We start from the raw sequence: 21,764 nt of genomic DNA, 5'->3' as shown, positions 1-21,764 counted from the left end.
GCTGCCGCAGGCTGCGATCTTTTGCTTTTGATTGTTAAAAACAAGATCAAAAGATCGCATCCTGCGGCAGCTCCTACAGGGTACAAATTCAGGAGTCATGTATGAGCTACGAAACAATTCTGCTGGAAAACCATGGCCGCGTCGGCCTGATCACCCTGAACCGTCCGCAGGCGCTGAATGCGTTGAATGCGCAACTGGTCAGCGAAGTGAACCACGCCCTTGATGCTCTGGAAGCGGACGCGAACATCGGTTGCATCGTCATCACCGGATCGAAGAAAGCCTTCGCCGCCGGCGCGGATATCAAGGAAATGGCCGAGCTGACCTATCCGCAAATCTACATGGACGACCTGTTCAGCGACAGCGACCGCGTGGCCAACCGCCGCAAGCCGATCATCGCTGCGGTCAACGGTTTCGCCCTTGGTGGCGGCTGTGAACTGGCGTTGATGTGCGACTTCATTCTGGCAGGCGACAACGCCAAATTCGGCCAACCGGAAATCAACCTTGGCGTGCTCCCGGGCATGGGCGGCACCCAGCGCCTGACCCGCGCCGTGGGCAAGGCCAAAGCTATGGAAATGTGCCTCAGCGGGCGGATGATCGATGCGGTGGAGGCCGAACGTTGCGGCATCGTTGCGCGGATCGTACCGAGCGATGAGTTGCTCGACGAGGCGTTGAAAGTCGCCGCCGTGATCGCCAGCAAGTCGCTGCCGATTGCGATGATGGTCAAGGAAAGCGTCAACCGTGCGTTTGAGGTCAACCTGACTGAAGGCGTGCGTTTCGAGCGCCGGGTGTTCCACGCGGCGTTTGCCACGCAGGATCAAAAGGAAGGGATGGCGGCGTTTGTCGCCAAGCGTGCGCCGGAGTTTGCCGGTAAGTAATGTTGCGTCCTCACTGACGCTATCGCGGGCAAGCCCGCTCCCACAGGGGATTTATGTCGTACACAAATCCCCTGTGGGAGCGAGCCTGCTCGCGAAGCTTTTGAGGCAACATCAAAAGATCGCAGCCTTCGGCAGCTCCTACAGAAAACCGGTGTAGGAGCTGCCGAAGGCTGCGATCTTTTTGCTTTTACAGTGGGTAGTTCTTCAGCTCACGAGCAATCACCATCCGTTGAATCTCGCTCGACCCCTCGTAGATCTGGGTGATCCGCGCATCGCGGTAGTACTTCTCGACCGGATAATCCTCCAGATACCCGTACCCGCCATGAATCTGAATCGCCGACGAGCAAATCTTTTCGGCTATCTCCGAGGCAAACAGTTTGGCCTGCGACGCCTCCGACAGACACGGCTTGCCCGCCGAGCGCAGGCGCGCCGCGTGCAGGATCATCAAGCGCGCCGCGTTGATTTGCATGTGCATGTCGGCCAACAGGTTGGCGATGCTCTGGTGTTCATTGATCGGCTTGCCGAACTGGATGCGATCACGGGAGTACACAAGCGCCGCTTCAAACGCCGCCCGGGCGATGCCCAAGGCTTGCGCAGCAATGCCGATGCGCCCGCCTTCGAGGTTGGACAGGGCAATCGCCAGACCCTTGCCGCGTTCGCCGAGCAGATTGGCCTCGGGAATGCTGCAGTTGTTCAGGGTCACTGCGCAGGTGTCGGAGGCACGGATGCCCATCTTGTGTTCAGTGCGATCAACGATGAACCCCGGCGTATCGGTGGGCACCAGGAACGCGGAAATGCCTTTCTTGCCCAGATCCGGGTCGGTCACCGCAAACACGATCGCCAGTTTCGCCCGTTTGCCGTTGCTGACGAATTGTTTGGCGCCGTTGATCACCCACTGGCCGTCGCGCAGTTCGGCGCGGGTGCGCAGGTTGTGCGCTTCGGAGCCGGCCTGCGGTTCAGTGAGGCAGAAGCAGCCAATCGTCTGACCACTGGCGAGATCCGCCAGCCAGGTCTTTTTCTGTTCTTCGCTGCCGTAATTCAATACCGGCCCACAACCCACCGAGTTGTGAATGCTCATGAACGCGCCAGTCGCGCCGTCACCGGCTGAAATTTCTTCGACGGCCAGCGCATAGGCCACGTAATCAACGTAAGTGCCGCCCCATTCCTCGGGCACCACCATACCGAGCAAACCGAGTTCGCCCATCTTCGCCACCAGCGCGTCGTCGATCCAGCCAGCCTTTTCCCAGGCTTGTGCGTGAGGTGCGATTTCGCCACGGGCAAAATCCCGGGCCATGTCGCGGATCATTACTTGTTCTTCAGTCAGTTCGAGATCGTGCATGGCTCAGCTCCCGCTCTCATCAAAACCGTTAAAGAAACTCGCGACATGCTCGGCGTCCAGCGCGTCGAGGGTCGGCGGATTCCAGCGAGGTGTCTTGTCTTTGTCGATCAGCAGGGCGCGTACGCCTTCGATCAGGTCGCCGCGTTCGAACCACTGACGATCCAGATGCAGCTCGAGGGCGAAGCAGTGTTCCAGGCTCAGTTGCCGACCGCGACGGAGCATCTCCAGGGTCACGGCCATCGCCAGCGGCGAGCGGGTCTCCAGCAGGTCAGCGGTGGTCGTCGCCCACTCATGGCTGTCGGCGACGGTGACGGCGCGCAGTTGCTCGACAATGCTCGGCACGTCCGGCAGGGCGAAGAAATGGTCGATGGCCGGGCGCAGCTTCTCCAGCGGTGCATCGGCCAGGGTTTGCACGCCGTTTTTCGCCAGCAGGCCCTGCAGATCCTTGAGCGGCGTGTCGTGCCATTCCAGGTGATCAAGTTGTTCGTCGAGGCTCGCCAGTTGGCAGCTGTCGACAAACCAGTCCGCCAGCCCGCAATACAGCGCATCCGCCGCACGAATCTGCACACCGCTGACGCCCAGATAGATCCCCAGTTCACCGGGAATGCGCGAGAGGAAATAGCTGCCGCCGACATCGGGGAAATAACCAATGGCCACTTCCGGCATCGCCAGACGGCTCTTCTCGGTGACCACCCGCAGATCCGCACCTTGCACCAGGCCCATGCCGCCGCCGAGGACGAAACCGTCCATCAACGCCAGTACCGGTTTGCGGTAGTGATGAATCGTCAGGTCGAGGGCGTATTCCTCGACGAAGAAGTCTTCGTGCAGCGTAGCGCCGCTTTTGAAACTGTCGTACAGGGAACGAATATCGCCACCGGCGCAGAAAGCTTTTTCACCGGCACCGCGCAGCACCACCGCGTGCACATTGGCATCAGCGGCCCAGGCATCGAGTTGCTGCTGCAACTGGCGAACCATGTCGAGGGTGATGGCGTTGAGACCGGCGGGGCGGTTGAGGGTCAGGTGACCGATGTGGTTGCGAACCTCGGCCAGCACGTCGTTTTGCGTGGCATCCATGGACGGCGTCCGCGGGGATGAAGCCTGAGCAGTCATCACTAACTCCCTGCTTTTATTGTCTTTATTCGAGAAGCTCGCGCGCGAGCGTTGACGGATCGTAACAGTGCAAATTTGCCGTGTACAACGGGGATATGTGCAGGGGGAGTTTGCGTTTTTGCCTTAGGGAAAAATCGGATGTGCTTGTGTAGGAGCTGCCGAAGGCTGCGATCTTTTGATCTTGAAAAGATCGCAGCCTCGTTGCACTCGACAGCTCCTACAGGGAGAGTGAGGTGTCAGGTGAAGACTTCGCCGATGCTGCGGCGTTTGGCGTGCAGTTCGCTGGCGTGGATCAGTTGTTCGAGGTCTTCGGGAGTGACGTCGATAAAGGCTTCCATCTCAGCCAGTGCCCGTTTCAAATCCTCGGCGGTAATTGACTGACTGTCGACGGGAGTCTGCAGCGGCGCGGGTTCGGCCGGGCGTTTCGGGTAGCGGATGCGCGTCAGGTTGTTGTAGGCCAGCGCACTGAGCAGCATGCAGGCGGCGGCGAGCATCACCGGTTCCATGGCTTTCCAGTCCAGGGCAATGGTGGCGGGATCGGCCAGCACCAGTGTCAGCGCCAGTGCGCCGGCCGGTGGGTGCAGGCAACGCAACCAGCACATCAGAATCAGCGCCATGCCTGCCGCCAGACAGGCACTGCCCAGGGTTCGCCCAAGAACATGAGCCACCAGCAACGCAATAACACTGGCGCACAGATAGCCGCCGATGATCGACCAAGGCTGCGCCAGCGCACCGGAGGACACGGCGAACAACAGCACCGCCGAAGCACCCAATGGCCCGATCAGGTGATACGCCACTTCATGGCCGAATACCTGACTGCACGCCCAGACACTGAACAAGGTGCCCAAGGCCATACCGATGGCGGCGCGGCTCCATTCGGTGGGGCGGGTGTTGATGGCGGCGGGGAACCAGCGAGCGAGCATGTGAATCGGGTCCTTGCAGTAAATTCGGGGCAAAAAAAAGGACTTGTCCGTTTCGGAAAGTCCTCGAAGCGTTCCAACTATTGGGGGAGGAACGCGCACAGTGTGCCGTGCAAATTCGATGCTGACAAATTCATATAAATGCTGCTTCAGTGCATTATTTTTGAATTATGGCCACGCGGCGTCCACTGACAAAACATAGATACCCACCCAGAGCCGCCAGAGCGCTCAGGGCGTAGAACATGCTCGGCGCCGGCGTGTGCATCAGCAGAAACCCGCACATCACCGGACTCAGCGCACCGCCCAGTGCCGCGAGGTTTTGCGCGCCGTAATAACTGCCGCGCAGCGCCTCCGGCGCGAGGGTATCGACGAAGAGGAAATCCGCCGGGTAAATGATCATCTCGCCGAGGGTGAAGATGAACATCGCCACGCACCAGCCGACGAGGCTGTCCGCCAGGCTGAAACCGATCAGACCGACGATGAACAACGCCGTGCCGCCGGCAATCCAGAACCGCAGGTGCTCGCGCTTGAGAAAGCGCCCGATCTGGTATTGCAGCAGGATCACCGTGATCGCGTTGCAGGCCAGCAGGGCGGCCATGGTGTCGAGTGTCTGTTCTTGGGTATGGGTCACCAGCAGGTATTGCGACAGGTACAGGGTAAAGCGCCCGTGAACCAGGGTGCTGAGCAGACAACCGAGGGTGAACAGGATCATCGTGCGGTCGTTTTTCAGGATGATCAGGGTGTTCAGGAAACTCTGTGGTGGGCTGGCCTGCGACAGCGGACTGGTCTCGCGGGACACGCCCAGCAGCAGGAAAACGCTGCCGGCGGCAATCAGCCCGGCGACGATAAACGGCGCTGAAGGCTGAACCCCGGCAATCACAACACCGATCATCGGGCCCACGGCGTAGCCAATGTTGGTCAGCGTGTAGTTCAGTGAAAATGCCTTGACCCGCTGGCCGACCGGCAGGTTTTCACTGAGCATCGCTTTGGAGCAGATCAGGAACAGTGCCGACGCCGTTTCACTGATGATCAGCACCAGCGTGACCAGATACAGATTCTGCGCGAACGTCAGCAGCATCAGGCCGACACCGCTGGAGAGCATGGTCAGGATCAACAGCTGACGCTTGTCGAGGCGATCGATGATATAGCCGCCGTACAGCGACAACAGCGTGGCACTGAACACGGCGATGCCCAACAGCAGACCGACGTCCTGCGGGTTGAGGTCCAGTTTGTTGCTGAGGAACAGGGTCAGTAGCGGACTGATCAGGGCACGGCTGATGACGATGCTCAGCGAGGTGATCATCAGTCGGCGTATCAGGCGGGAGTAGGTGGCCACGGCAGTGCAAATGTCCTTATTTTTATGATGAAACCCGTGTGGGAACGAGCCTGCTCGCGAATACCGAATGTCAGGCGCCAACGCAGTTGACTGACAGGACGCTATCGCGAGCAGGCTCGTTCCTACAAGGGATTTGTCCTGTCAGGGCAATCTCAGCTGCATGGCGCAGCGTCGCTCGGCGGCAAAACCCTGTTCGATTTCGTTCTGCAGGGCATCGAGCAAATGCGCTTCGTGCTCACCGGGTGCGACTTCCACAAACCCCATCCGCTGATAAAACGGCGCATTCCACGGCACGTCGCGGAACGTGGTCAGGGTCACGGCGCGCATCTGTTCGCGGCGGGCATGTTCAATCGCGGCCAGCAGCAGTTGACGGCCCACGCCCTGACCCTGAAACGCCAGGCTGACGGACAGTTCCTCAATGTGCAGTTGCTTGCCAACATCCAGCGCGCGGATAAACCCTGCGAGCTGCGCCGAGGTGGTTTCGGCGACCCAGACGTGGGCATGGTCGATGAATTGGCGGTGTTGCGCGGCGCTGGCCACGTCAGTGTCGGCCAACCAGGCGAGGGTCGGATCTGTGCGAAACAGCTCGGCGGCCGAGCGTTCAATGGCGGGGAGGGCGGCGGCATCATTCTGCCGCGCCCGGCGTACAACAAAACTCATGGTCAAGAAATCCCTGTAGGCGCTGTCGCTGGCTGCGATCTTTTTCTCGAAAGCGCAAAAGATCGCAGCCTCAATCAGTTCCTACAAGGGTTTCAGGTACAGCAACACGTAATCGTTCTTGTCGAAACGGCCGGTCAGTACCGGTTGCAGACCCGTCAGCGAGGTGCCCTGCAGCGATTGCAGGTCCTTGCTGTCCATCATCAGCCAGGCCGGGCCTTTGAGGGCCTCGAGTTGCTGCACCGTTTCGGTGAACTGCGGTTGCAGGTCCTGCTCGACGTTGACCATGAACTTGATCGCCTTGGCGTCTTTGCCCATGCCGTGCAGCACCAGCGGTGCCGGGTTCTGCTGCACCTGCGCGAACGCGGCGCGACTGAACGCCTGCGTGTCGTACAAGCGTCGCTCCACCGGTTCGAACACCGCGGCATACACCATCCACAACGCGAGTACCGAGCACAGCGCCAGCACTTCGGCACGCCAACGCGGCATCAACAGGCGCGACAACGCGAGCAATTGCAGAACACCGAGTACGATCAGCACCAGAGTCAGACCGTCGAGCTGCTCGGGGAAGCGGCGTTTGGCAACCAGCAGGGCCACCATCAATAGTCCCGGCGTCACCAGCCAAATGCCTTGGATCACCCCACGCAATACGCGGAACACCCGACCGTGCAGCACCTGAAACGGGTACGCCGCGATGATCGCCGCCATCGGCAACATCGGCAGCAGGTAACGCGCCTTCTTCGCCTGCGGAATCGACAGACCAATCATGACGATCAGCCCGGCAGCCGCGCAGTATTGCACCAGACGCAAGGCCGGCCCGCGCTGATGCGGTTTGCTCAGCCAGGTCGCCGCCAACGCCAGGATCGCCAGCGGATACGCCAGTGCGTAGTTGCCCATGGAACTGGTGAAGTAATACAGCGAACCGCTGACGCCTTCACTGCCGTCCATGCGCCCCATGAACTGCATGCGGATCACGTCTTGCAGGAACGCTTCGCCGCCACTGAGTCTGGCCAGCCACAACAGCAGCCCCACGCACGCGGCGAGCAGGATCGACGCCAGCAAGCCGAACACCAACAGGCGTTTCCACTCACGATTGAGCAGGTAGTAACTGCAGAGCATGCCGGTCGGCACCACCAGGCCGATCGGCCCGCGGATACCAAAACCCAGCAGCAACAGAACAAAGATCAGCGGCCAGCGTCGGCGCGAGCCGAAGTGGTCGTGCGCGTAACCCAGATAAAACACCGACAGCGCCACGGCTGCCAGCATCAGGTCTTGCGACACCGCGCGCACTTCGGTGACGAAGGTGCTGGTGAGCATCAGCAGCGCAATGCTGATCAACGCCCAGCGTTGCGAATGCACCGCCAGCAAGCGGTACATCAGCGTCACGATCACACCGCCGGCAATGGCGCTGGGCAGCCATGCCGTCAGGGTATTGATCGCGCCGAAGGGCAGCGACAACAGCCAGATGAACAGCGTCGAAAGCGCCGAATAATCGGCGTAAGGCTGCCCGTAGGTCGTCGGGAATACCGTTGGCCCGTGCCTGAGCATCTCTTGGGCAAACAGCACAAAACGTGAATCGAAGCCAATGGGAGCCTGTCCGTAAACCCCGGCGATAAACAACAGCAGTGCCAGCAGCCCTGCGATCAGGGACTGCCGGCGGATGACAGGCGACAACGTGATCAAGCGACTTCCGCTTTGTTAGGCCACTGCTGCAGTGGCATCGGCAGTTTGCGCGAATCGCCTCGGCCGATCGGGAAGTACTTGAAGCCATTGCGCGCCAGACGCTCGGCGTCGTACAGGTTGCGGCCGTCGAAGATCACCGGGGCTTTCAGGCGTTGCTCGATCAGGTCGAAATCTGGCGCCTTGAATTGCTGCCATTCGGTGCAGATGATCAGCGCGTCGGAACCCGCCAGCACCGATTCCGGGGTGCCCATCAACATCAGTTTTTCTTCGTTCGGGTACAGGTGCTGGGTTTCCTGCATCGCTTCCGGGTCGAACGCGCGCACACTGGCACCGGCGGCGAACAGCGAATCGAGCAGCACGCGGCTCGGTGCGTCGCGCATGTCGTCGGTGTTCGGCTTGAACGCCAGGCCCCACAGGGCGAAGGTCTTGCCGCGCAGGTCACCCTTATAGAACGCGTTGATACGGTCGAACAGCTTGTGCTTTTGCCGCTCGTTGATCGCTTCGACCGCTTGCAGCAGGTCGCTGGAGCAGTGCGCCTGCTCGGCGCTGTGAATCAGCGCGCGCATGTCTTTGGGGAAGCACGAGCCGCCATAACCACAGCCCGGGTAGATGAAGTGGTAACCGATGCGCGTGTCGGCACCGATGCCCTGACGGACCGATTCGATGTCGGCGCCCAGGTGTTCGGCCAGTTCGGCGATCTGGTTGATGAAGCTGATCTTGGTCGCCAGCATGCAGTTGGCGGCGTATTTGGTCAGCTCGGCGCTGCGCAGGTCCATGAACATGATGCGGTCGTGGTTGCGGTTGAATGGCGAGTACAGGTCGCGCATCACATCGCGCACGTCGTCACCTTCGCAGCCAATGACGATGCGGTCCGGACGACGGCAGTCGGACACCGCCGAACCTTCCTTGAGGAATTCCGGGTTGGAGACGATATCGAACTGCAGCTCACGACCGGCCTTGTCCAGCGCGGCTTGAATGTGCGCACGCAGGGTGTCGCCGGTGCCAACCGGTACGGTGGATTTCTCCACCAGAATCAGCGGCTGCTCACGGTGGCGCGCCACCGCGTCACCCACCGACAGCACGTATTTCAGATCAGCCGAGCCGTCGTCGCTGGACGGTGTACCGACAGCGATGAACGCAACGCGACCGTGCTGCACGGCCAGTTTTTCATCGGAGGTGAAATGCAGGCGGCCGGAGTCCAGGCCTTCGCGCACCAGGCTCGACAGGCCCGGTTCGAAGATGCTGACGTGACCCTGGCGCAGCAGTTCGACTTTCTTCTGATCGATGTCCATGCACACGACGTCGTGACCGACTTCGGCCAACACGGCGGCCTGCACCAGGCCGACATAACCGCTACCAAATACTGTGATTTTCATGGAGCACTCCTGAATTCGGGCGCACGAGACGGACGAGTGTTAATAGTGATGACCCCGAGCATGACCAGTGCCACGCCCAGCGATTTAGTGAAACTGAACGATTCGTTGAACAGCGGCAGACTGGCCGCCAGCAGGTACACCAGCGCATAGCTGATGCTCAGTAGCGAATAGGCCCGCCCCAGCGGCAGATCGCGCAAGGCCGCGAGCCAGCAGAGCATCGACAGGGCGTAGGCGAAAATTGCCGCCAGCACCACGGCCAGTGCCGACAGGTCGACACTGCCGGTGCTCAACGCCGCCAGCCATTGTTCCGGTTGCGGCAGGCGCGTCATGCTCCAGCGCATACCCAACTGGGCAGCGCTGACCAGCCCCACGCTGGCCAGCGCAAAACCGATACCTCGTGCCTGGTTCATGACTGTTGCCCCAGCAAAACCACGCCACCGATCACCAGCGCCACGCCCAGCCAATGCTGGCGGTCGATGGGCTCGCGAAAGACGAAGCGGGCGATCAGGGTGATCAGCACGAAGTTGAGGCTGAGCATCGGGTAAGCGATGCCCACTTCAAGACGTTGCAACACCAGCAGCCAGACCAGCAGCCCGCTGCCGAGTGAAAACAGCGCCAGCCACAACCACGGCGAACGCAGTTTGTCAGCCCACGACGACTCAACGCCGCGCCAGCTCTCCACTGCAAATTTCTGTGCGACTTGCCCCAGACACGTCAGCAGACACGCCGTCAGTAACAGCAACCAACTCATGACGGATCCTTGGGCAGCACCATGATCACCAGATTGCCCGATTCGTAACGGGTACCGTCTTTAGGCAGCAGATCGAGTTCTTCAAGTTCGTCCTGGCCCTTGACGCGCATCAGCACGCCGACCGAGCCGCTGCGGCGCGCTTCACGTACCCATTGCTGAACGTTGTCTTTGGTGAGTCGGCGTTCAGCACCTTCCGGATAGGACAGACCATATTTGAGTTCGCCGACCGTGTTGTACAGCGCGACCTCTGGTTGTTTCATGCGCCAGGCCAGTGCCGCTGCGGCGCCCAGATCGTTGCTCAGCAAGTGCGTGGCACCGGACAGTTCGGTGACGTGATGGCGGATGAACTGATCCGGGGTTTTGTTGGCCACCACCGATTTGGGCAACGCCGCCGGCAGGATCCCGGCCAGCAACAGGCTGCCCAGCGCCGGCGCCGCCCAGCATTGCAGCGGCAGGAACGCTTGCGCCAGGTTGGCGATGATCCAGCCGATCAAGGCAATGAACACCAGCACCATACTGTGCAGTTCGTGGTCGTACACCGGTTTGTTCAGTTGCAGGTAAACCAGTGTGATCAGCGTGACCACACCCAGCAGCAGGTTCAGCAGACCATTGATCCCCAGCGCACGACCTTGTTCCAGACGCAGACGATCAGCCAGCGCATTGCCCAGCAGCAGTGCCAATGGCAGCAGGCAAGGCAGGATGTAGGTCGGCAGCTTGCCGTTGCTCAGGCTGAAAAAGCCCAGCGGCAACCACAGCCACAACAGCAGGAAAACCATGTTCGGCTGGGCCCGGGTTTGCCAGGCTTGCTTGAACGCGGTCGGCAACAGGCCAACCCACGGCAGACTGAACGCCACCAGCAGCGGCAGGTAAAACCACCATGGCGCATCGTGCTGCGCATCGTCACCGGCGAAGCGGCGGATGTGTTCGTGCCAGAAGAAAAACCGCCAGTAATCCGGTTCCTGTGCGTGCACCGCCAGTGCCCACGGCAAGCTGACGACGATCGCGATGGCGATGGCCACCGGACCGAACACCAGCAGTTCACGCCAGCGTTTTTGCCAAAGCATCCACGGCAACGCGATCAGTACCGGCAGCAACCAGGCAAGAAAGCCCTTGGTCATGAAACCCATGCCGCAGGCCAGCCCCAGCACCGCCCAGGCACCCAGACGGTGCCCGGTGCTTTTGCTGTCGAGCGCAAACCACAGCGCCACCAGACTCAGGTTGACCCAGAAGGTGAATTGCGGATCGAGGTTGGCGTAACCGGCCTGACCGGCGACGACTGTGAAGCTCATGTAGAGCAGGGCGCAGACGAAGCTCTTGCGCGGATCGTTCCATAGCCTGCGCGCGACCAGGTAGGCCAGCAACACACTCAAAGCCGTGCTGAGGGCCGACGCGAAGCGCACGCCGAACAGGTTCTGCCCGAACAGTTCCTGGCCGATGGCGATCATCCAGTAGCCGGCAATCGGCTTCTCGAAATAACGCAGGCCCATGAAATGCGGCGACACCCAGTTGCCACTGAGCAGCATGTCCTGGCTGATCTGTGCGTAACGGGTTTCGTCGGGGATCCACAGGCCATGGGTGCTCAACGGCAACAGATAGGCCAGCAGACAAAGACCGACCAACAGCGGCAGTGCCCAGCGTCTGGTCATGCGCCTTGCACTCCCAGCCAGCCTTCGCGGCCTTCGAGCGCACCGCGTTGCACGCGGCCCACGGGCAAGGTGTTGAAATACTCGGGCAGCAAGTTGCCCAAGGGTTGGAAGTCAATGTGGCGCTGGCGTGCATCGGCCAGCAATTGACGAAAGTCCTGAGCCATCAGAATCCCTTCTACTTCGGCATGAATGGTGTAGACGTTGAGTGCTTGCGACTGGAACCGGTCGAGGATGAAGGCGTTGAAGTCCTTCGCTGCCACGTGCGGGCCGACGACCTCGTCGAAGGTCGGCAGGTCCACTGGAATCTGCGGCGTGCCCGGTGTGCCGTCCGCCAGCAGCGGACGGAACAGGCTCTGCCCACGGCAATCGCTGTTGTAGCGAAAGCCGAAAGTCTGCTTGGCCTCGATCACGCGCTCGTCCGCACGCCAACCGGCGGCGGCCGAACACTGGATCTTTTCGCCGAGGATGTCGCTCAAGGTGTCGACGCCGCGACGGATCTGTTCGATCAGTTGCGCGTCAGTCCAGCGACCGGCATTGGCCTGCCAGCCATGGTGATCCCAGGCGTGCAGGCCGACTTCGTGACCGGCGTCCCGGGCCTGACGCATCAGGTGCCCGAGATCACGGCCAATCGGTTTGCCGGGCCAGGCGGTGCCGGCCAGCAGAATGTCCCAGCCGTAGAGGCCGGCAGCGTTGGAACGCAGCATCTTCCAGAGGAACTGCGGGCGGATCAGGCGCCACAGATGCCGGCCCATGTTGTCCGGGCCGACACTGAAGAAAAACGTTGCCTTGACCTGCGCCTCGTCGAGCATCTCCAACAGTCGCGGCACACCTTCTCGGGTGCCGCGGTAGGTGTCGACATCGATACGAAGACCTGCCTGCATTACTTCTTGTCCGCGATTTCGAGCATGGCTTCACGCAGGAAGAAGTCCAGGGTGTTGCCGATGGTCTCGCGCATTTCCACGGTCGGCTCCCAGTTCAGCAGGCGCTTGGCGTTGGCAATGCTTGGTTTGCGGTGCTCTACGTCCTGGTAACCGGCACCGTAGAACGCCTTGCTTTCCACGTCGCGGAAACCGGCGAACGGCGGGAAGTTGTGACGCAGCGGGTGTGCTTCGAACTGACGCAGCAGCTCCTCGCCCAGTTGACGGATGCTGGCTTCGTTGTCCGGGTTGCCGATGTTGATGATCTGACCGTTGCAGACATCGTTGTCGTTGTCGATGATGCGCGCCAGTGCTTCAACGCCGTCAGCGATGTCGGTGAAGCAACGCTTCTGCTCGCCACCGTCGAACAGGCGGATTGGCGTGCCTTCCACCAGGTTGAGGATCAACTGGGTGATGGCGCGGGAGCTGCCGATACGCGCCGAATCCAGACGGTCCAGACGCGGGCCCATCCAGTTGAACGGACGGAACAGGGTGAAGTTCAGGCCCTTGGCGCCGTAAGCCCAGATCACGCGGTCCAGCAGTTGCTTGGAGACCGAGTAGATCCAGCGCTGCTTGTTGATCGGGCCAACGATCAGGTTCGAGCTGTCTTCGTCGAAGTTCTTGTCCTGGCACATGCCATAGACTTCGGAGGTCGACGGGAAGATCACGCGCTTGTTGTACTTGACGCAGTAGCGAACCAGCTTCAGGTTTTCTTCGAAGTCCAGTTCGAATACGCGCAGCGGGTTGCGGGTGTATTCGATCGGCGTGGCGATGGCCACCAGCGGCAGGACCACGTCGCACTTCTTGATGTGGTACTCGATCCACTCGGAGTGAATGCTGATGTCGCCTTCGACGAAGTGGAAGTTCGGGTGGCTGCGCAGGCGGTCGATGGCGTCGGAGCCGATGTCCAGACCGTAGACTTCGTAGCGGTCGTCACGCAGCAGGCGCTCGGACAGGTGGTTACCGATGAAGCCGTTGACACCGAGGATCAGCACGCGGGTACGACGTGGCGCACGCCCGGATTCGGCGCCGCGCAGCAGCGAGCCATCCACCAGACCCAGTTCGTTGGCCAGTTGCGGGCCGCTGAGGTACAGACCGTTGTCGTTGCGCTGACCGGCGTTGATCACCAGCGAGTCCTGACCGCAGGCAATGCGCAGCGGATCGACGCTGATCACGCGGCCTGGCGCCTGGCCTTCGTTGCCCTTGACGACTTCGGCGCTCCAGACGATCAGTTTGTGCTCGCCCACGGCGCAGAACGCACCTGGGTAAGGACGGGTCACGGCGCGCACCAGGTTGAACAGTTCTTCGGCCGGTTTGGCCCAGACCAGCTTGCCGTCCGCCGGGGTGCGACGACCGAACACGGTAGCTTTCGATTCGTCCTGCGGGGTTTCAGTGATCTTGCCTTGCAGCATGTTCGGCAGGGTATCGCGCAGCAGGTCGCTGGCGGCGGTGCGCAGTTTGGCGTGCAGGGTCAGGCCGGTGTCGCTGCGGTCGATGGCAACGCGCTGCTGGGCAACGATGGCGCCGGCATCAGCGCGCTTGACCATGCGGTGCAGGGTAACGCCGGTTTCGGTTTCGCCGTTGACCAGTACCCAGTTCGCCGGAGCGCGACCGCGATAGCGTGGCAGCAGCGAACCGTGCAGGTTGAACGCGCCTTTTTTGGCCAGGGCCAGCAGTGGCTCGCTCAGCAGGTTGCGGTAGTAGAAGGAGAAGATGTATTCCGGGTCCAGCTTGGCGATGCGCTCGATCCACAGTGGGTGGTTGGCGTCTTCCGGCGCGTGTACCGGGATGCCTTTATTGGCGCACAGCTGGGCCACCGACGCATAGAACGCGTTTTCTTTCGGATCATCGGCGTGAGTGAAGACTGCTGCAATGTCAAAGCCGCTGTTGAGCAGGGCTTCAATGCCGGCGCAGCCAATATCGTGGTAGGCGAAGACAACAGTTTTTGCACTCATGAGAGAACCTGATCGGAAGTGGAAGAAGTAGCGGTAGAAGAAAGACCATCAACGGTGACGGCAGGGGCCGGATCGGCCGGCTGGCTGCGCAACACCTTTTCGATGAAGAAACGCGGACGGGCGCGGACATCGCTGTACATGCGGCCCAGGTATTCACCCAGCAGGCCCATGCCGATGAACTGGCCACCGGTGAACACGAACAGCACGGCGAACAGCACGAACGTACCGTCACCGGCCCAGCCGGCACCGAAGGCCAGACGCAGAACGATCAGCGCAACAGCGAACAGCACACCCAGACCGGCCATGGCGAAGCCGACGATGCTGAGCAGGCGCAGCGGCGTGGTGGTCATGCAGGTCACCAGATCAAACATCAGGTTGATCAGGCGCATCGGGCTGTATTTCGAGTCGCCGTGTTCACGCTCGGCGTGGGCCACGACGATTTCGGTGGTGTGACGGGCGAAGCTGTTGGCCAGGATCGGGATGAACGTGCTGCGTTCGCGGCAGGCGAGCATCGCGTCGATGATGGTGCGGCGGTAGGCACGCAGCATGCAGCCGTAGTCGCTCATGGCAACACCAGTGGAGCGCTGCACGGCAAGGTTGATCAGCTTCGACGGATAGCGGCGCAGCGCCGAATCCTGACGATTGCCGCGCACGGTGCCGACTACGTCGTAACCCTTTTCGGCCTCGGCCACCAGTCGCGGGATTTCTTCCGGCGGGTTCTGCAGGTCGGCGTCGAGGGTGATGACCACGTCGCCCTTGCACTGTTCAAAACCGGCCATGATCGCGGCGTGCTGACCATAGTTGCGGTTGAGAATGACCGCCACGAACGGGCTGTTTTCACGCCCGGCGGCTTCTTCAAGCATGTTTGCCGATTCGTCGCGGCTGCCGTCGTCGACCAGCACGATTTCAAAATCGTGGTGCAACTGGCGGCAGGCCGCCTCGGTACGACGCAGCAACTCGGGCAGGCTTTCCTGTTCGTTGTAGACCGGGATGACGATCGACACGCTACGGATTGGATAAGGTTTCACAGGCGTTTTTCCATGATGTGTGCGATGGCACCGACCACCCGGTCAAGGTCTTGACCGGTCATATCGGGGAACAGCGGAATCGAGCACAGCCGCGCCGAGTTCCATTCGGTGTTGGGCAGGTAGAGGTCGGGGTCACGCTGGCGATACCAGGTGTGCAAGTGGGTGGCGATGAAATGGATACCGGTGCCGATGCCCTGATCCTGCAACGCCTTCATGAAGGCTTCGCGGTCCATGCCGCAACGCTCGCTGTCGATGCGCAGGATGAACAGGTGCCAGGCGTGTTGCTGGGCGTAGTCGGGCAGGGCCAGCGGTTGCACTGGCAGGCCTTCGAACTTTTGCAAATAGGTCGTGGCCAGTTCGGTGCGGCGGGCGTTGATTTCGTCCAGGCGCTGCAACTGCACGAGAGCAATCGCGGCGTTGATATCGGCCAGGTTGTACTTGAAGCCCGGCTCCATCACTTGTGCCTGCGGCTTGCGGCCACCAGTCAGACGGTCATAGGCGTCGACGCCCAGGCCGTGGAATTTGAGCATGCGCACGCGGCTGGCGAGGGCTTCGTCGTCGGTGACGAACATCGCGCCTTCGGCACAGGTCATGTTCTTGATCGCGTGGAACGAGAAGATCGCCGTGCCTTGCGAACCGACGTGACGGCCCTTGTAGCGCGTGCCGGCAGCGTGGGCGGCGTCTTCGATGACCGGGATGCCGTGTTTGTCGGCCAGGGCATACAGCGGATCGAGATCGAATGCTGCGCCGGCATAGTGCACCGGGATGATCGCTTTGGTTCGCGGAGTGATGGCCGCTTCGATGCGCGCAGCGTCGGTCATCAGCGTGTCGCGGTCGACATCGACGAACACCGGTTTGGCGCCCAGCAGGGAGATCATGTTGGCGGTCGAGACCCAGGTCTGCGACGGGGTGATGACTTCGTCGCCCGGGCCGATGCCCAGGGCCAGCAGCGTGATGTGCATCCCGCCGGTGGCCGAAGACAAGGCCACCGCGTGCTTGCAACCCACGTACTGCGCAAATTGCTCTTCGAGTGCCTGGTTTTTCGGCCCCGTGGTGATCCAGCCCGAGCGCAACACCTGCTCGACAGCGGCAATTTCCTCATCGCCGATACTTGGGCGGGAGAAGGGGAGAAACGCCTGACTCATGGGCACCTCATTGCAAAAAATAAAAGGATGGACTCACGCAACTGTTGGATCCAACCACAGCGTAGACGCAGAAAAGCGCTCCTGCATCAATAACTTGGCAAAAAAAGCATGACGTCGGGGATAGATTGACTTTTCACGATTTGCCCGGCAGGTTGGGGCATAGCCACTACCGAACCTATGGGAATTAAGGTTATGCCGGTTTTTGTGAAAGGAACATGAAAAACCGGTTGGCGAATCGTTTATCTGTCACTTATACAGCCGCTGTTCAGGCTTCTGCCGTCCATCGCGGTTTTTTGTCCGACAGTGCAGCTCAAGTACCTTCTTTACTTCAAGTACATTGCATTTGTTAGTTGTTGTAGTGCTGTACATTTTTTACTCAAGGTTTAACGTTTGATTGATTTAGTTGCTGCAACCCCCGACGCTCCAAAAAACAACCCGATGAGCCTGTACCTCGCGCGTTTGGCGCCCTCCAGCCAATTGACCATGCGTTACGTGCTGCAAGATGCGGCCGATCGCCTGGGCTTTGAAGACATGAATGTCGAAGAGATTCCCTGGCATGCCTTGCAACCGGAAGATGTTGTTGCACTGGTTGCTGCATTACGCGCAGACAACTACGCACCGAACACTTCTTCGTTGTATGTGAATGCGGTGCGCGGCGTCATGAACGAGGCCTGGCGCATGAGCCTGATCAGCCAGGAACATCTTTTGAAGATGCGCTCGGTCAAGGGCATTGCCGGCACACGGTTGTCCCAGGGGCGCAATCTCAAGCGCACGTTGATTCACGAATTGATGGAAGTCTGCGCCGCCGACCCGCGCCCGCAGGGCCTGCGCGATGCGGCGATCATCGCGTTGCTGTACGGCACGGGTATGCGCAAGTCGGAATCGGTGGATCTGGACCTGAATCAGGTCGACTTCACAGAGCGCAGCCTGTGCGTCACCGCCAAGGGCAACAAGCAGTTGATCAAGTACGCGCCGGCGTGGGCATTCAGCAAGCTTGATGCGTGGCTCGAACTGCGCCGTTCTCAGCTCAAAGAAGGTGAGAGCGACGATGCCTTTCTGTTCAACCGCATTCGCCGTGGCAGCCACATCACCCGCGAGCGCATTACCAAGCATGCGATCTACTACATTGCCCGTCAGCGCGGCACGCAGGTCGGAGTGAAGATCATGCCCCACGACTTCCGTCGCTCGTTCATCACTCGGGTGATCGAGGAGCACGACCTGTCGATTGCGCAGAAACTGGCGCATCACAGCAACATCCAGACCACCGCCAACTACGATGTGCGCGATGACAACGAGCGGCGGCGGGCGGTGGATCGCTTCGATCTCTGATCAGTTCAGGCCAAACACATGCGCCGCACCGAGCACCGACAGCTGCACCGCGCTGCCGGCGGGCGGTGCGTGCATACCGGTGCTGCGCACCAGAATCGAACGGGCCGGATCCTGAGTCGCGGATGAACTCAGTTCAACCGTCAAAGTGCAGGTGTTGCCGGCAAAATCACGGTCGGTGACCCGCGCGTGGCAGCCGTAACTGTCAGAGGCCACCTCGGCGATCTGCAGTTGTTCGGGGCGCAGCATGATTTGCGCGGCGCCACTGAAACCGTTGCTGTTCACCGCCACCTGACCCAGATCGCAATGCGCCCAACCCGACTCGATCTGCGCGGGCAGGACCACCGCTTCGCCGAGAAAGTGCGCGGTCTGTTCATCCTCCGGATAGCGGTAGAGATCCATCGGATGCCCGGACTGCACCAGCCGGCCGCTGCGCATCACCGCTAATTGATCGGCAAACGACAACGCTTCGCTCTGATCGTGGGTCACCAGAATGGTGGTGACGCCGGCGTCTTCGAGCAGGCGCGCGACCATTTTGCGCATGGCACTGCGCAAACCGGTGTCGAGGGCGGAGAACGGCTCGTCCAGCAGCATCAGCCGTGGCTGTTGTGCCAGAGCACGGGCTAGCGAGACGCGCTGTTGCTGGCCGCCCGACAGCTCATGCGGCCAACGGTGGGCCATGTTGGCGTCGAGGGCCACGCTGTCCATCAACTCAAGGATGCGCTGGGTGCGGGCCGCTCCGGTCAGGGCCAGACCGAAGCCGATGTTCGCCGCCACCGTCATGTGCGGGAACAACGCACCGTCCTGCGGCACGTAGCCGATCTGCCGTTGATAGGCCGGCACCGCGTGGCTGCGATCGACCAGCGTCTGGCCGTTGAGCGTAAGGCTGCCGCTGTCGGGGAATTCGAACCCGGCGATCATCCGCAACAGCGTGGTTTTGCCGGAACCGGAGGGGCCGACGATCACCGTGCGGCTGCCGGTCGGCACGTTGAGGCTGACGTCGTCGAGCGCCTTTTGCGCGCCGAAGGTTTTACTGAGGTTGTGCAGTTCGAGAGCGTTCATCGGCCAGCGGTACGCCTGGATTGGTGATAGAGAATGGCCGTCAGCGGCAGTGAAAGCAGGATCATCAAAAACGCGTAAGGCGCTGCGGCGGCGTAATCGATTTCGCTGGTCATCGCCCAGAAACCGGTAGCGAGGGTGCGCGTGCCGTTGGGCGCGAGCAGCAGGGTTGCGGTCAGCTCATTGGTGATTGCCAGGAACACCAGCGCCGCACCTGCCGCCGCGCCGGGAGCCGCCAGGCGTACGGTGATCAGCCACAATGCGCGCAACGGCGAGCGGCCAAGGCTTTGTGCGATGTTTTCCAGCTCGACCGGGGCTTGCGCGAAACCGGCGCGCAGACTGACCAGCGCCCGCGGCAGGAACATCAGCAGATAGGCCAAGAGCACCGTGATGGTGGTCTGGTAGATCGGCCGGGCGAAATGAATGGTCACGGTGACCAGCGCCAAAGCAACGACAATGCCGGGCAGTGAACTGGTGATGTAGTTGCAGCCTTCCAGCAAGCGCTGCAGTTTGCCCGGAGAGCGGATCGACAGCCACGCAATGGGAATCGCCGCGACACTGGTCAGCAATGCGCCGGCCACGCCATACGACAGGGTTTGCAGCAAGGCTGGCAACAGCTCGTCGCCTTGCCAGACCTGCGCACCACCGGCCACCAGCCAGCGGCCCAGCGTGAGCAACGGCACACCAAGTGCCAACAAGCACGTCAGCGTTTGCAGCAGCAGCGCCAAGGTTGTCGCGCCACGCCCCAGTTGCACGCTGCGCTGATCCCGGGCACTGCCGGAACCGACTCGCGCATAACGCGCCTGGCCACGAGCAGCGGATTCCGCCGTGAGCATCGCCAGACAGCACAGCGCCAGAACCCCGGCGAGCATGTTGGCGGCCGGGCCGTTGAAGGTCGATTTGAACTGATCGAAGATCGCCGTCGTGAACGTGTCGAAACGGATCATCGCGTACAGGCCGTATTCGGCCAGCAAATGCAGGCCGACCAACAACGCGCCACCGCAGATTGCCAGGCGCAATTGCGGCAACACCACCCGGAAAAACACCGCCCACGGCTTCAGCCCGAGGGACTGAGCGACATCTTCAATCGCCGGATCGAGACGGCGCAAGGTCGCGGCAATCGGCAAATACAGAAACGGGAAATAGGCGATCACCGACACCAGCACGCCGGCCGGCAGACCGTGGATCGACGGAATCAAACTGACCCACGCATAACTGTGGACGAACGCCGGCACGGCCAGTGGCGCAACCGCCAGCAGAGACCACAGACGCCGGCCGGGCAGATTGCTGCGTTCGGTCAGCCAGGCCAGGGTTGTCCCGAGCACAATGCACAGCGGCAAGGTGATCAGCACCAGCAGCACGGTGTTGATCAGCAACTCGCCGACCCGCGGGCGAAACACCAGAACTTCGAGGGTCGCCCAACCGGTGTACCACGCCACGCCGATCACGAAGGCAATCGGCAGCAGTGACAGCAACGACACCAGCACCGCCGAGCTCACCACCCACGAACTGCCGCGCCCGGCCAGCGTGCGGGGCGGGTGGAGGAGGTTGGCGGGGGCCGTCACCACGGCCGGTGCAGGCAAGGTTTTGGGCATCACTTAGAGCAACCCGGCCTGGGTCATCAGCTCGACGGCTTTTTTGCTGTCGAGGGTCGACGCATCGACTTTCGGCGCATCGAGGGTTTTCAGCGGGGTCAGCTTCGGATTGGACGGCGCGTCTTTACCCACGGCGTATTCGAAGGAGGTGCCGGTTTCGAGCACTTCCTGACCTTCCTTGCTGGTGATGTATTTGACGAACTTCTGCGCTTCATCCTGATGCTTGCTCGATGCCAGCACGCCGGCGCCGGAGGTGCTGACGAACGCGCCCGGATCCTGATGTTTGAAGTAGTACAACTGGGTGTTTTTGCTGTTCTCGCCGGTCTTGGATTGATCGACGAAGCTGTAATAGTGGTAGATCACGCCGCTGTCGATCTGCCCGGCGTTCACCGCTTTGAGCACCGCGCTGTTGCCGCGATAGATCGTGGCGTTGGTCTTCATGCCCTTGAGCCATTCCAGCGTGGCGGCTTCGCCTTTCTGTTGCAGCACAGCGGCGACGATCGCCTGGAAGTCCGCGCCAGCCGGGGAGGCGGCCCATCGGCCTTCCCAGGCTGGGGTGGCGAGGTCGAGCAGGGATTTGGGCAGGTCTTTTTCAGTCAGCTTGTTCGGGTTGTAGACGAACACGGTGGAACGGGCAGCGATGCCGACCCAATTGCCGTGGGCCGGACGGTAGGCGGAATCGACTTGCTCAAGGGTTGTCGGCGCCAATGGGGCGAACAGTTTGGCGTTGTCCACCAGCACCATCGCCGGGGAGTTCTCGGTGAGGAATACGTCTGCCGGCGAGGCGGCGCCTTCCTGCACGAGCTGGTTGCCCATCTCGGTGTCATCGCCGTTGCGAATGGTCACCGGGATTCCGGTTTCCTCGGTGAAACCGGCCACCCAGGCCTTGGTCAGCGTTTCATGCTGCGCGTTGTAAACCACCAGACCTACCGAGTCGGCGGCAACAGCATGCCCGGTGCCGAGCAACGCGGTGGCCAGCAATGCGCGCTTGAAGAAGGATGGAAAGCGTGGATTCATTCGGGCAGCTCCTGTTTTCAGACGTTATG

The 21,764-nt window shown here is 61.1% G+C and carries 19 protein-coding genes; 2 read left to right on the top strand and 17 right to left on the bottom strand.

Features of this window, described 5'->3' with window-relative positions; translation table 11 throughout:
- Positions 1 to 101 precede the first annotated feature (101 nt).
- Positions 102 to 875: an enoyl-CoA hydratase gene (locus AB1J88_RS07435; protein WP_430290641.1), complete on the top strand. Its 774-nt coding sequence runs from the start codon at positions 102 to 104 to the stop codon at positions 873 to 875.
- A 187-nt stretch (positions 876 to 1,062) separates the two neighbouring features.
- Here AB1J88_RS07435 and AB1J88_RS07430 read toward each other — a convergent pair whose 3' ends face one another.
- From AB1J88_RS07430 to arnB, 14 genes are all read right to left on the bottom strand, one after another.
- Positions 1,063 to 2,214 carry an acyl-CoA dehydrogenase family protein gene (locus AB1J88_RS07430; RefSeq protein ID WP_430290640.1) on the bottom strand — a complete coding sequence of 384 codons (1,152 nt, stop codon included), beginning with the start codon at positions 2,212 to 2,214 and terminating at the stop codon, positions 1,063 to 1,065.
- 3 nt (positions 2,215 to 2,217) lie between these two features.
- A complete protein-coding gene (locus tag AB1J88_RS07425) occupies positions 2,218 to 3,324 on the bottom strand; it encodes an enoyl-CoA hydratase/isomerase family protein (RefSeq protein WP_430290639.1) in 1,107 nt (368 codons plus the stop codon).
- A gap of 236 nt (positions 3,325 to 3,560) precedes the next feature.
- Positions 3,561 to 4,247 (bottom strand): HPP family protein, encoded by a 687-nt coding sequence (locus tag AB1J88_RS07420; RefSeq protein ID WP_108182677.1) that lies wholly within the window; start codon positions 4,245 to 4,247, stop codon positions 3,561 to 3,563.
- A 154-nt stretch (positions 4,248 to 4,401) separates the two neighbouring features.
- Complete coding sequence (locus AB1J88_RS07415; RefSeq protein WP_430290638.1) at positions 4,402 to 5,580, bottom strand: MFS transporter; 1,179 nt, start codon at positions 5,578 to 5,580, stop codon at positions 4,402 to 4,404.
- A gap of 141 nt (positions 5,581 to 5,721) precedes the next feature.
- Positions 5,722 to 6,240, bottom strand: a complete 519-nt coding sequence (locus AB1J88_RS07410) for a GNAT family N-acetyltransferase (RefSeq protein ID WP_430290637.1) — start codon at positions 6,238 to 6,240, stop codon at positions 5,722 to 5,724.
- Between the two features lie 81 nt (positions 6,241 to 6,321).
- Entirely contained in the window at positions 6,322 to 7,920 is a 1,599-nt protein-coding gene (locus AB1J88_RS07405) for an ArnT family glycosyltransferase (protein ID WP_430290636.1), read from the bottom strand.
- Positions 7,917 to 9,296, bottom strand: a complete 1,380-nt coding sequence (locus AB1J88_RS07400; RefSeq protein WP_430290635.1) for a UDP-glucose dehydrogenase family protein — start codon at positions 9,294 to 9,296, stop codon at positions 7,917 to 7,919. Before AB1J88_RS07400 ends, AB1J88_RS07405 begins: the two co-directional genes overlap by 4 nt.
- The gene (gene arnF / locus AB1J88_RS07395) at positions 9,293 to 9,706 is read right to left on the bottom strand and encodes a 4-amino-4-deoxy-L-arabinose-phosphoundecaprenol flippase subunit ArnF (protein WP_121185395.1); all 414 of its coding nucleotides are present in this window, start codon (positions 9,704 to 9,706) and stop codon (positions 9,293 to 9,295) included. Before arnF ends, AB1J88_RS07400 begins: the two co-directional genes overlap by 4 nt.
- Positions 9,703 to 10,047: a 4-amino-4-deoxy-L-arabinose-phosphoundecaprenol flippase subunit ArnE gene (arnE, locus tag AB1J88_RS07390; protein WP_041063803.1), complete on the bottom strand. Its 345-nt coding sequence runs from the start codon at positions 10,045 to 10,047 to the stop codon at positions 9,703 to 9,705. The genes arnF and arnE overlap by 4 nt, the downstream gene beginning before the upstream one ends.
- Positions 10,044 to 11,693 carry a lipid IV(A) 4-amino-4-deoxy-L-arabinosyltransferase gene (gene arnT / locus AB1J88_RS07385; protein ID WP_430290634.1) on the bottom strand — a complete coding sequence of 550 codons (1,650 nt, stop codon included), beginning with the start codon at positions 11,691 to 11,693 and terminating at the stop codon, positions 10,044 to 10,046. The genes arnE and arnT overlap by 4 nt, the downstream gene beginning before the upstream one ends.
- Positions 11,690 to 12,574, bottom strand: coding sequence for a 4-deoxy-4-formamido-L-arabinose-phosphoundecaprenol deformylase (gene arnD, locus AB1J88_RS07380; protein WP_198758091.1), 885 nt, complete (start codon positions 12,572 to 12,574; stop codon positions 11,690 to 11,692). The genes arnT and arnD overlap by 4 nt, the downstream gene beginning before the upstream one ends.
- Entirely contained in the window at positions 12,574 to 14,565 is a 1,992-nt protein-coding gene (gene arnA / locus AB1J88_RS07375) for a bifunctional UDP-4-amino-4-deoxy-L-arabinose formyltransferase/UDP-glucuronic acid oxidase ArnA (RefSeq protein ID WP_430290633.1), read from the bottom strand. The genes arnD and arnA overlap by 1 nt, the downstream gene beginning before the upstream one ends.
- Positions 14,562 to 15,593: an undecaprenyl-phosphate 4-deoxy-4-formamido-L-arabinose transferase gene (gene arnC, locus AB1J88_RS07370; protein ID WP_041063810.1), complete on the bottom strand. Its 1,032-nt coding sequence runs from the start codon at positions 15,591 to 15,593 to the stop codon at positions 14,562 to 14,564. The genes arnA and arnC overlap by 4 nt, the downstream gene beginning before the upstream one ends.
- Entirely contained in the window at positions 15,590 to 16,738 is a 1,149-nt protein-coding gene (gene arnB / locus AB1J88_RS07365) for a UDP-4-amino-4-deoxy-L-arabinose aminotransferase (RefSeq protein ID WP_086791189.1), read from the bottom strand. The genes arnC and arnB overlap by 4 nt, the downstream gene beginning before the upstream one ends.
- A gap of 438 nt (positions 16,739 to 17,176) precedes the next feature.
- Here arnB and AB1J88_RS07360 point away from each other — a divergent pair, with 438 nt between their 5' ends.
- The gene (locus tag AB1J88_RS07360; RefSeq protein ID WP_108182683.1) at positions 17,177 to 18,067 is read left to right on the top strand and encodes a site-specific integrase; all 891 of its coding nucleotides are present in this window, start codon (positions 17,177 to 17,179) and stop codon (positions 18,065 to 18,067) included.
- On the opposite strand, the gene AB1J88_RS07355 is transcribed toward AB1J88_RS07360, so the two are convergent.
- From AB1J88_RS07355 to AB1J88_RS07345, 3 genes are read right to left on the bottom strand one after another with little or no spacing between them, the layout of a single operon-like run.
- Entirely contained in the window at positions 18,068 to 19,126 is a 1,059-nt protein-coding gene (locus AB1J88_RS07355; protein WP_174376808.1) for an ABC transporter ATP-binding protein, read from the bottom strand.
- Positions 19,123 to 20,718, bottom strand: a complete 1,596-nt coding sequence (locus AB1J88_RS07350) for an ABC transporter permease (RefSeq protein ID WP_430290632.1) — start codon at positions 20,716 to 20,718, stop codon at positions 19,123 to 19,125. Before AB1J88_RS07350 ends, AB1J88_RS07355 begins: the two co-directional genes overlap by 4 nt.
- 3 nt (positions 20,719 to 20,721) lie before the next feature.
- The gene (locus AB1J88_RS07345; RefSeq protein WP_430290631.1) at positions 20,722 to 21,735 is read right to left on the bottom strand and encodes an iron ABC transporter substrate-binding protein; all 1,014 of its coding nucleotides are present in this window, start codon (positions 21,733 to 21,735) and stop codon (positions 20,722 to 20,724) included.
- Between the last annotated feature and the right edge of the window lie 29 nt (positions 21,736 to 21,764).

The sequence above is a fragment of the Pseudomonas sp. S8 genome (assembly GCF_050473925.1).
Lineage (GTDB): Bacteria > Pseudomonadota > Gammaproteobacteria > Pseudomonadales > Pseudomonadaceae > Aquipseudomonas > Aquipseudomonas parakoreensis.
Note: the sequence above shows the minus strand (reverse complement) of the source record. Positions and strands in the feature narration are given on the sequence as shown.

Bases quoted from the DNA above. Each gene is read 5' to 3' on its own strand.
- AB1J88_RS07435 (WP_430290641.1), top strand. From the start codon at position 102: ATGAGCTACGAAACAATTCTGCTGGAAAACCATGGCCGCGTCGGCCTG.
- AB1J88_RS07430 (WP_430290640.1), bottom strand. From the start codon at position 2,214: ATGCACGATCTCGAACTGACTGAAGAACAAGTAATGATCCGCGACATG.
- AB1J88_RS07425 (WP_430290639.1), bottom strand. From the start codon at position 3,324: ATGACTGCTCAGGCTTCATCCCCGCGGACGCCGTCCATGGATGCCACG.
- AB1J88_RS07420 (WP_108182677.1), bottom strand. From the start codon at position 4,247: ATGCTCGCTCGCTGGTTCCCCGCCGCCATCAACACCCGCCCCACCGAA.
- AB1J88_RS07410 (WP_430290637.1), bottom strand. From the start codon at position 6,240: ATGAGTTTTGTTGTACGCCGGGCGCGGCAGAATGATGCCGCCGCCCTC.
- AB1J88_RS07400 (WP_430290635.1), bottom strand. From the start codon at position 9,296: ATGAAAATCACAGTATTTGGTAGCGGTTATGTCGGCCTGGTGCAGGCC.
- arnF (WP_121185395.1), bottom strand. From the start codon at position 9,706: ATGAACCAGGCACGAGGTATCGGTTTTGCGCTGGCCAGCGTGGGGCTG.
- arnE (WP_041063803.1), bottom strand. From the start codon at position 10,047: ATGAGTTGGTTGCTGTTACTGACGGCGTGTCTGCTGACGTGTCTGGGG.
- arnT (WP_430290634.1), bottom strand. From the start codon at position 11,693: ATGACCAGACGCTGGGCACTGCCGCTGTTGGTCGGTCTTTGTCTGCTG.
- arnD (WP_198758091.1), bottom strand. From the start codon at position 12,574: ATGCAGGCAGGTCTTCGTATCGATGTCGACACCTACCGCGGCACCCGA.
- arnA (WP_430290633.1), bottom strand. From the start codon at position 14,565: ATGAGTGCAAAAACTGTTGTCTTCGCCTACCACGATATTGGCTGCGCC.
- arnB (WP_086791189.1), bottom strand. From the start codon at position 16,738: ATGAGTCAGGCGTTTCTCCCCTTCTCCCGCCCAAGTATCGGCGATGAG.
- AB1J88_RS07360 (WP_108182683.1), top strand. From the start codon at position 17,177: ATGAGCCTGTACCTCGCGCGTTTGGCGCCCTCCAGCCAATTGACCATG.
- AB1J88_RS07355 (WP_174376808.1), bottom strand. From the start codon at position 19,126: ATGAACGCTCTCGAACTGCACAACCTCAGTAAAACCTTCGGCGCGCAA.
- AB1J88_RS07350 (WP_430290632.1), bottom strand. From the start codon at position 20,718: ATGCCCAAAACCTTGCCTGCACCGGCCGTGGTGACGGCCCCCGCCAAC.
- AB1J88_RS07345 (WP_430290631.1), bottom strand. From the start codon at position 21,735: ATGAATCCACGCTTTCCATCCTTCTTCAAGCGCGCATTGCTGGCCACC.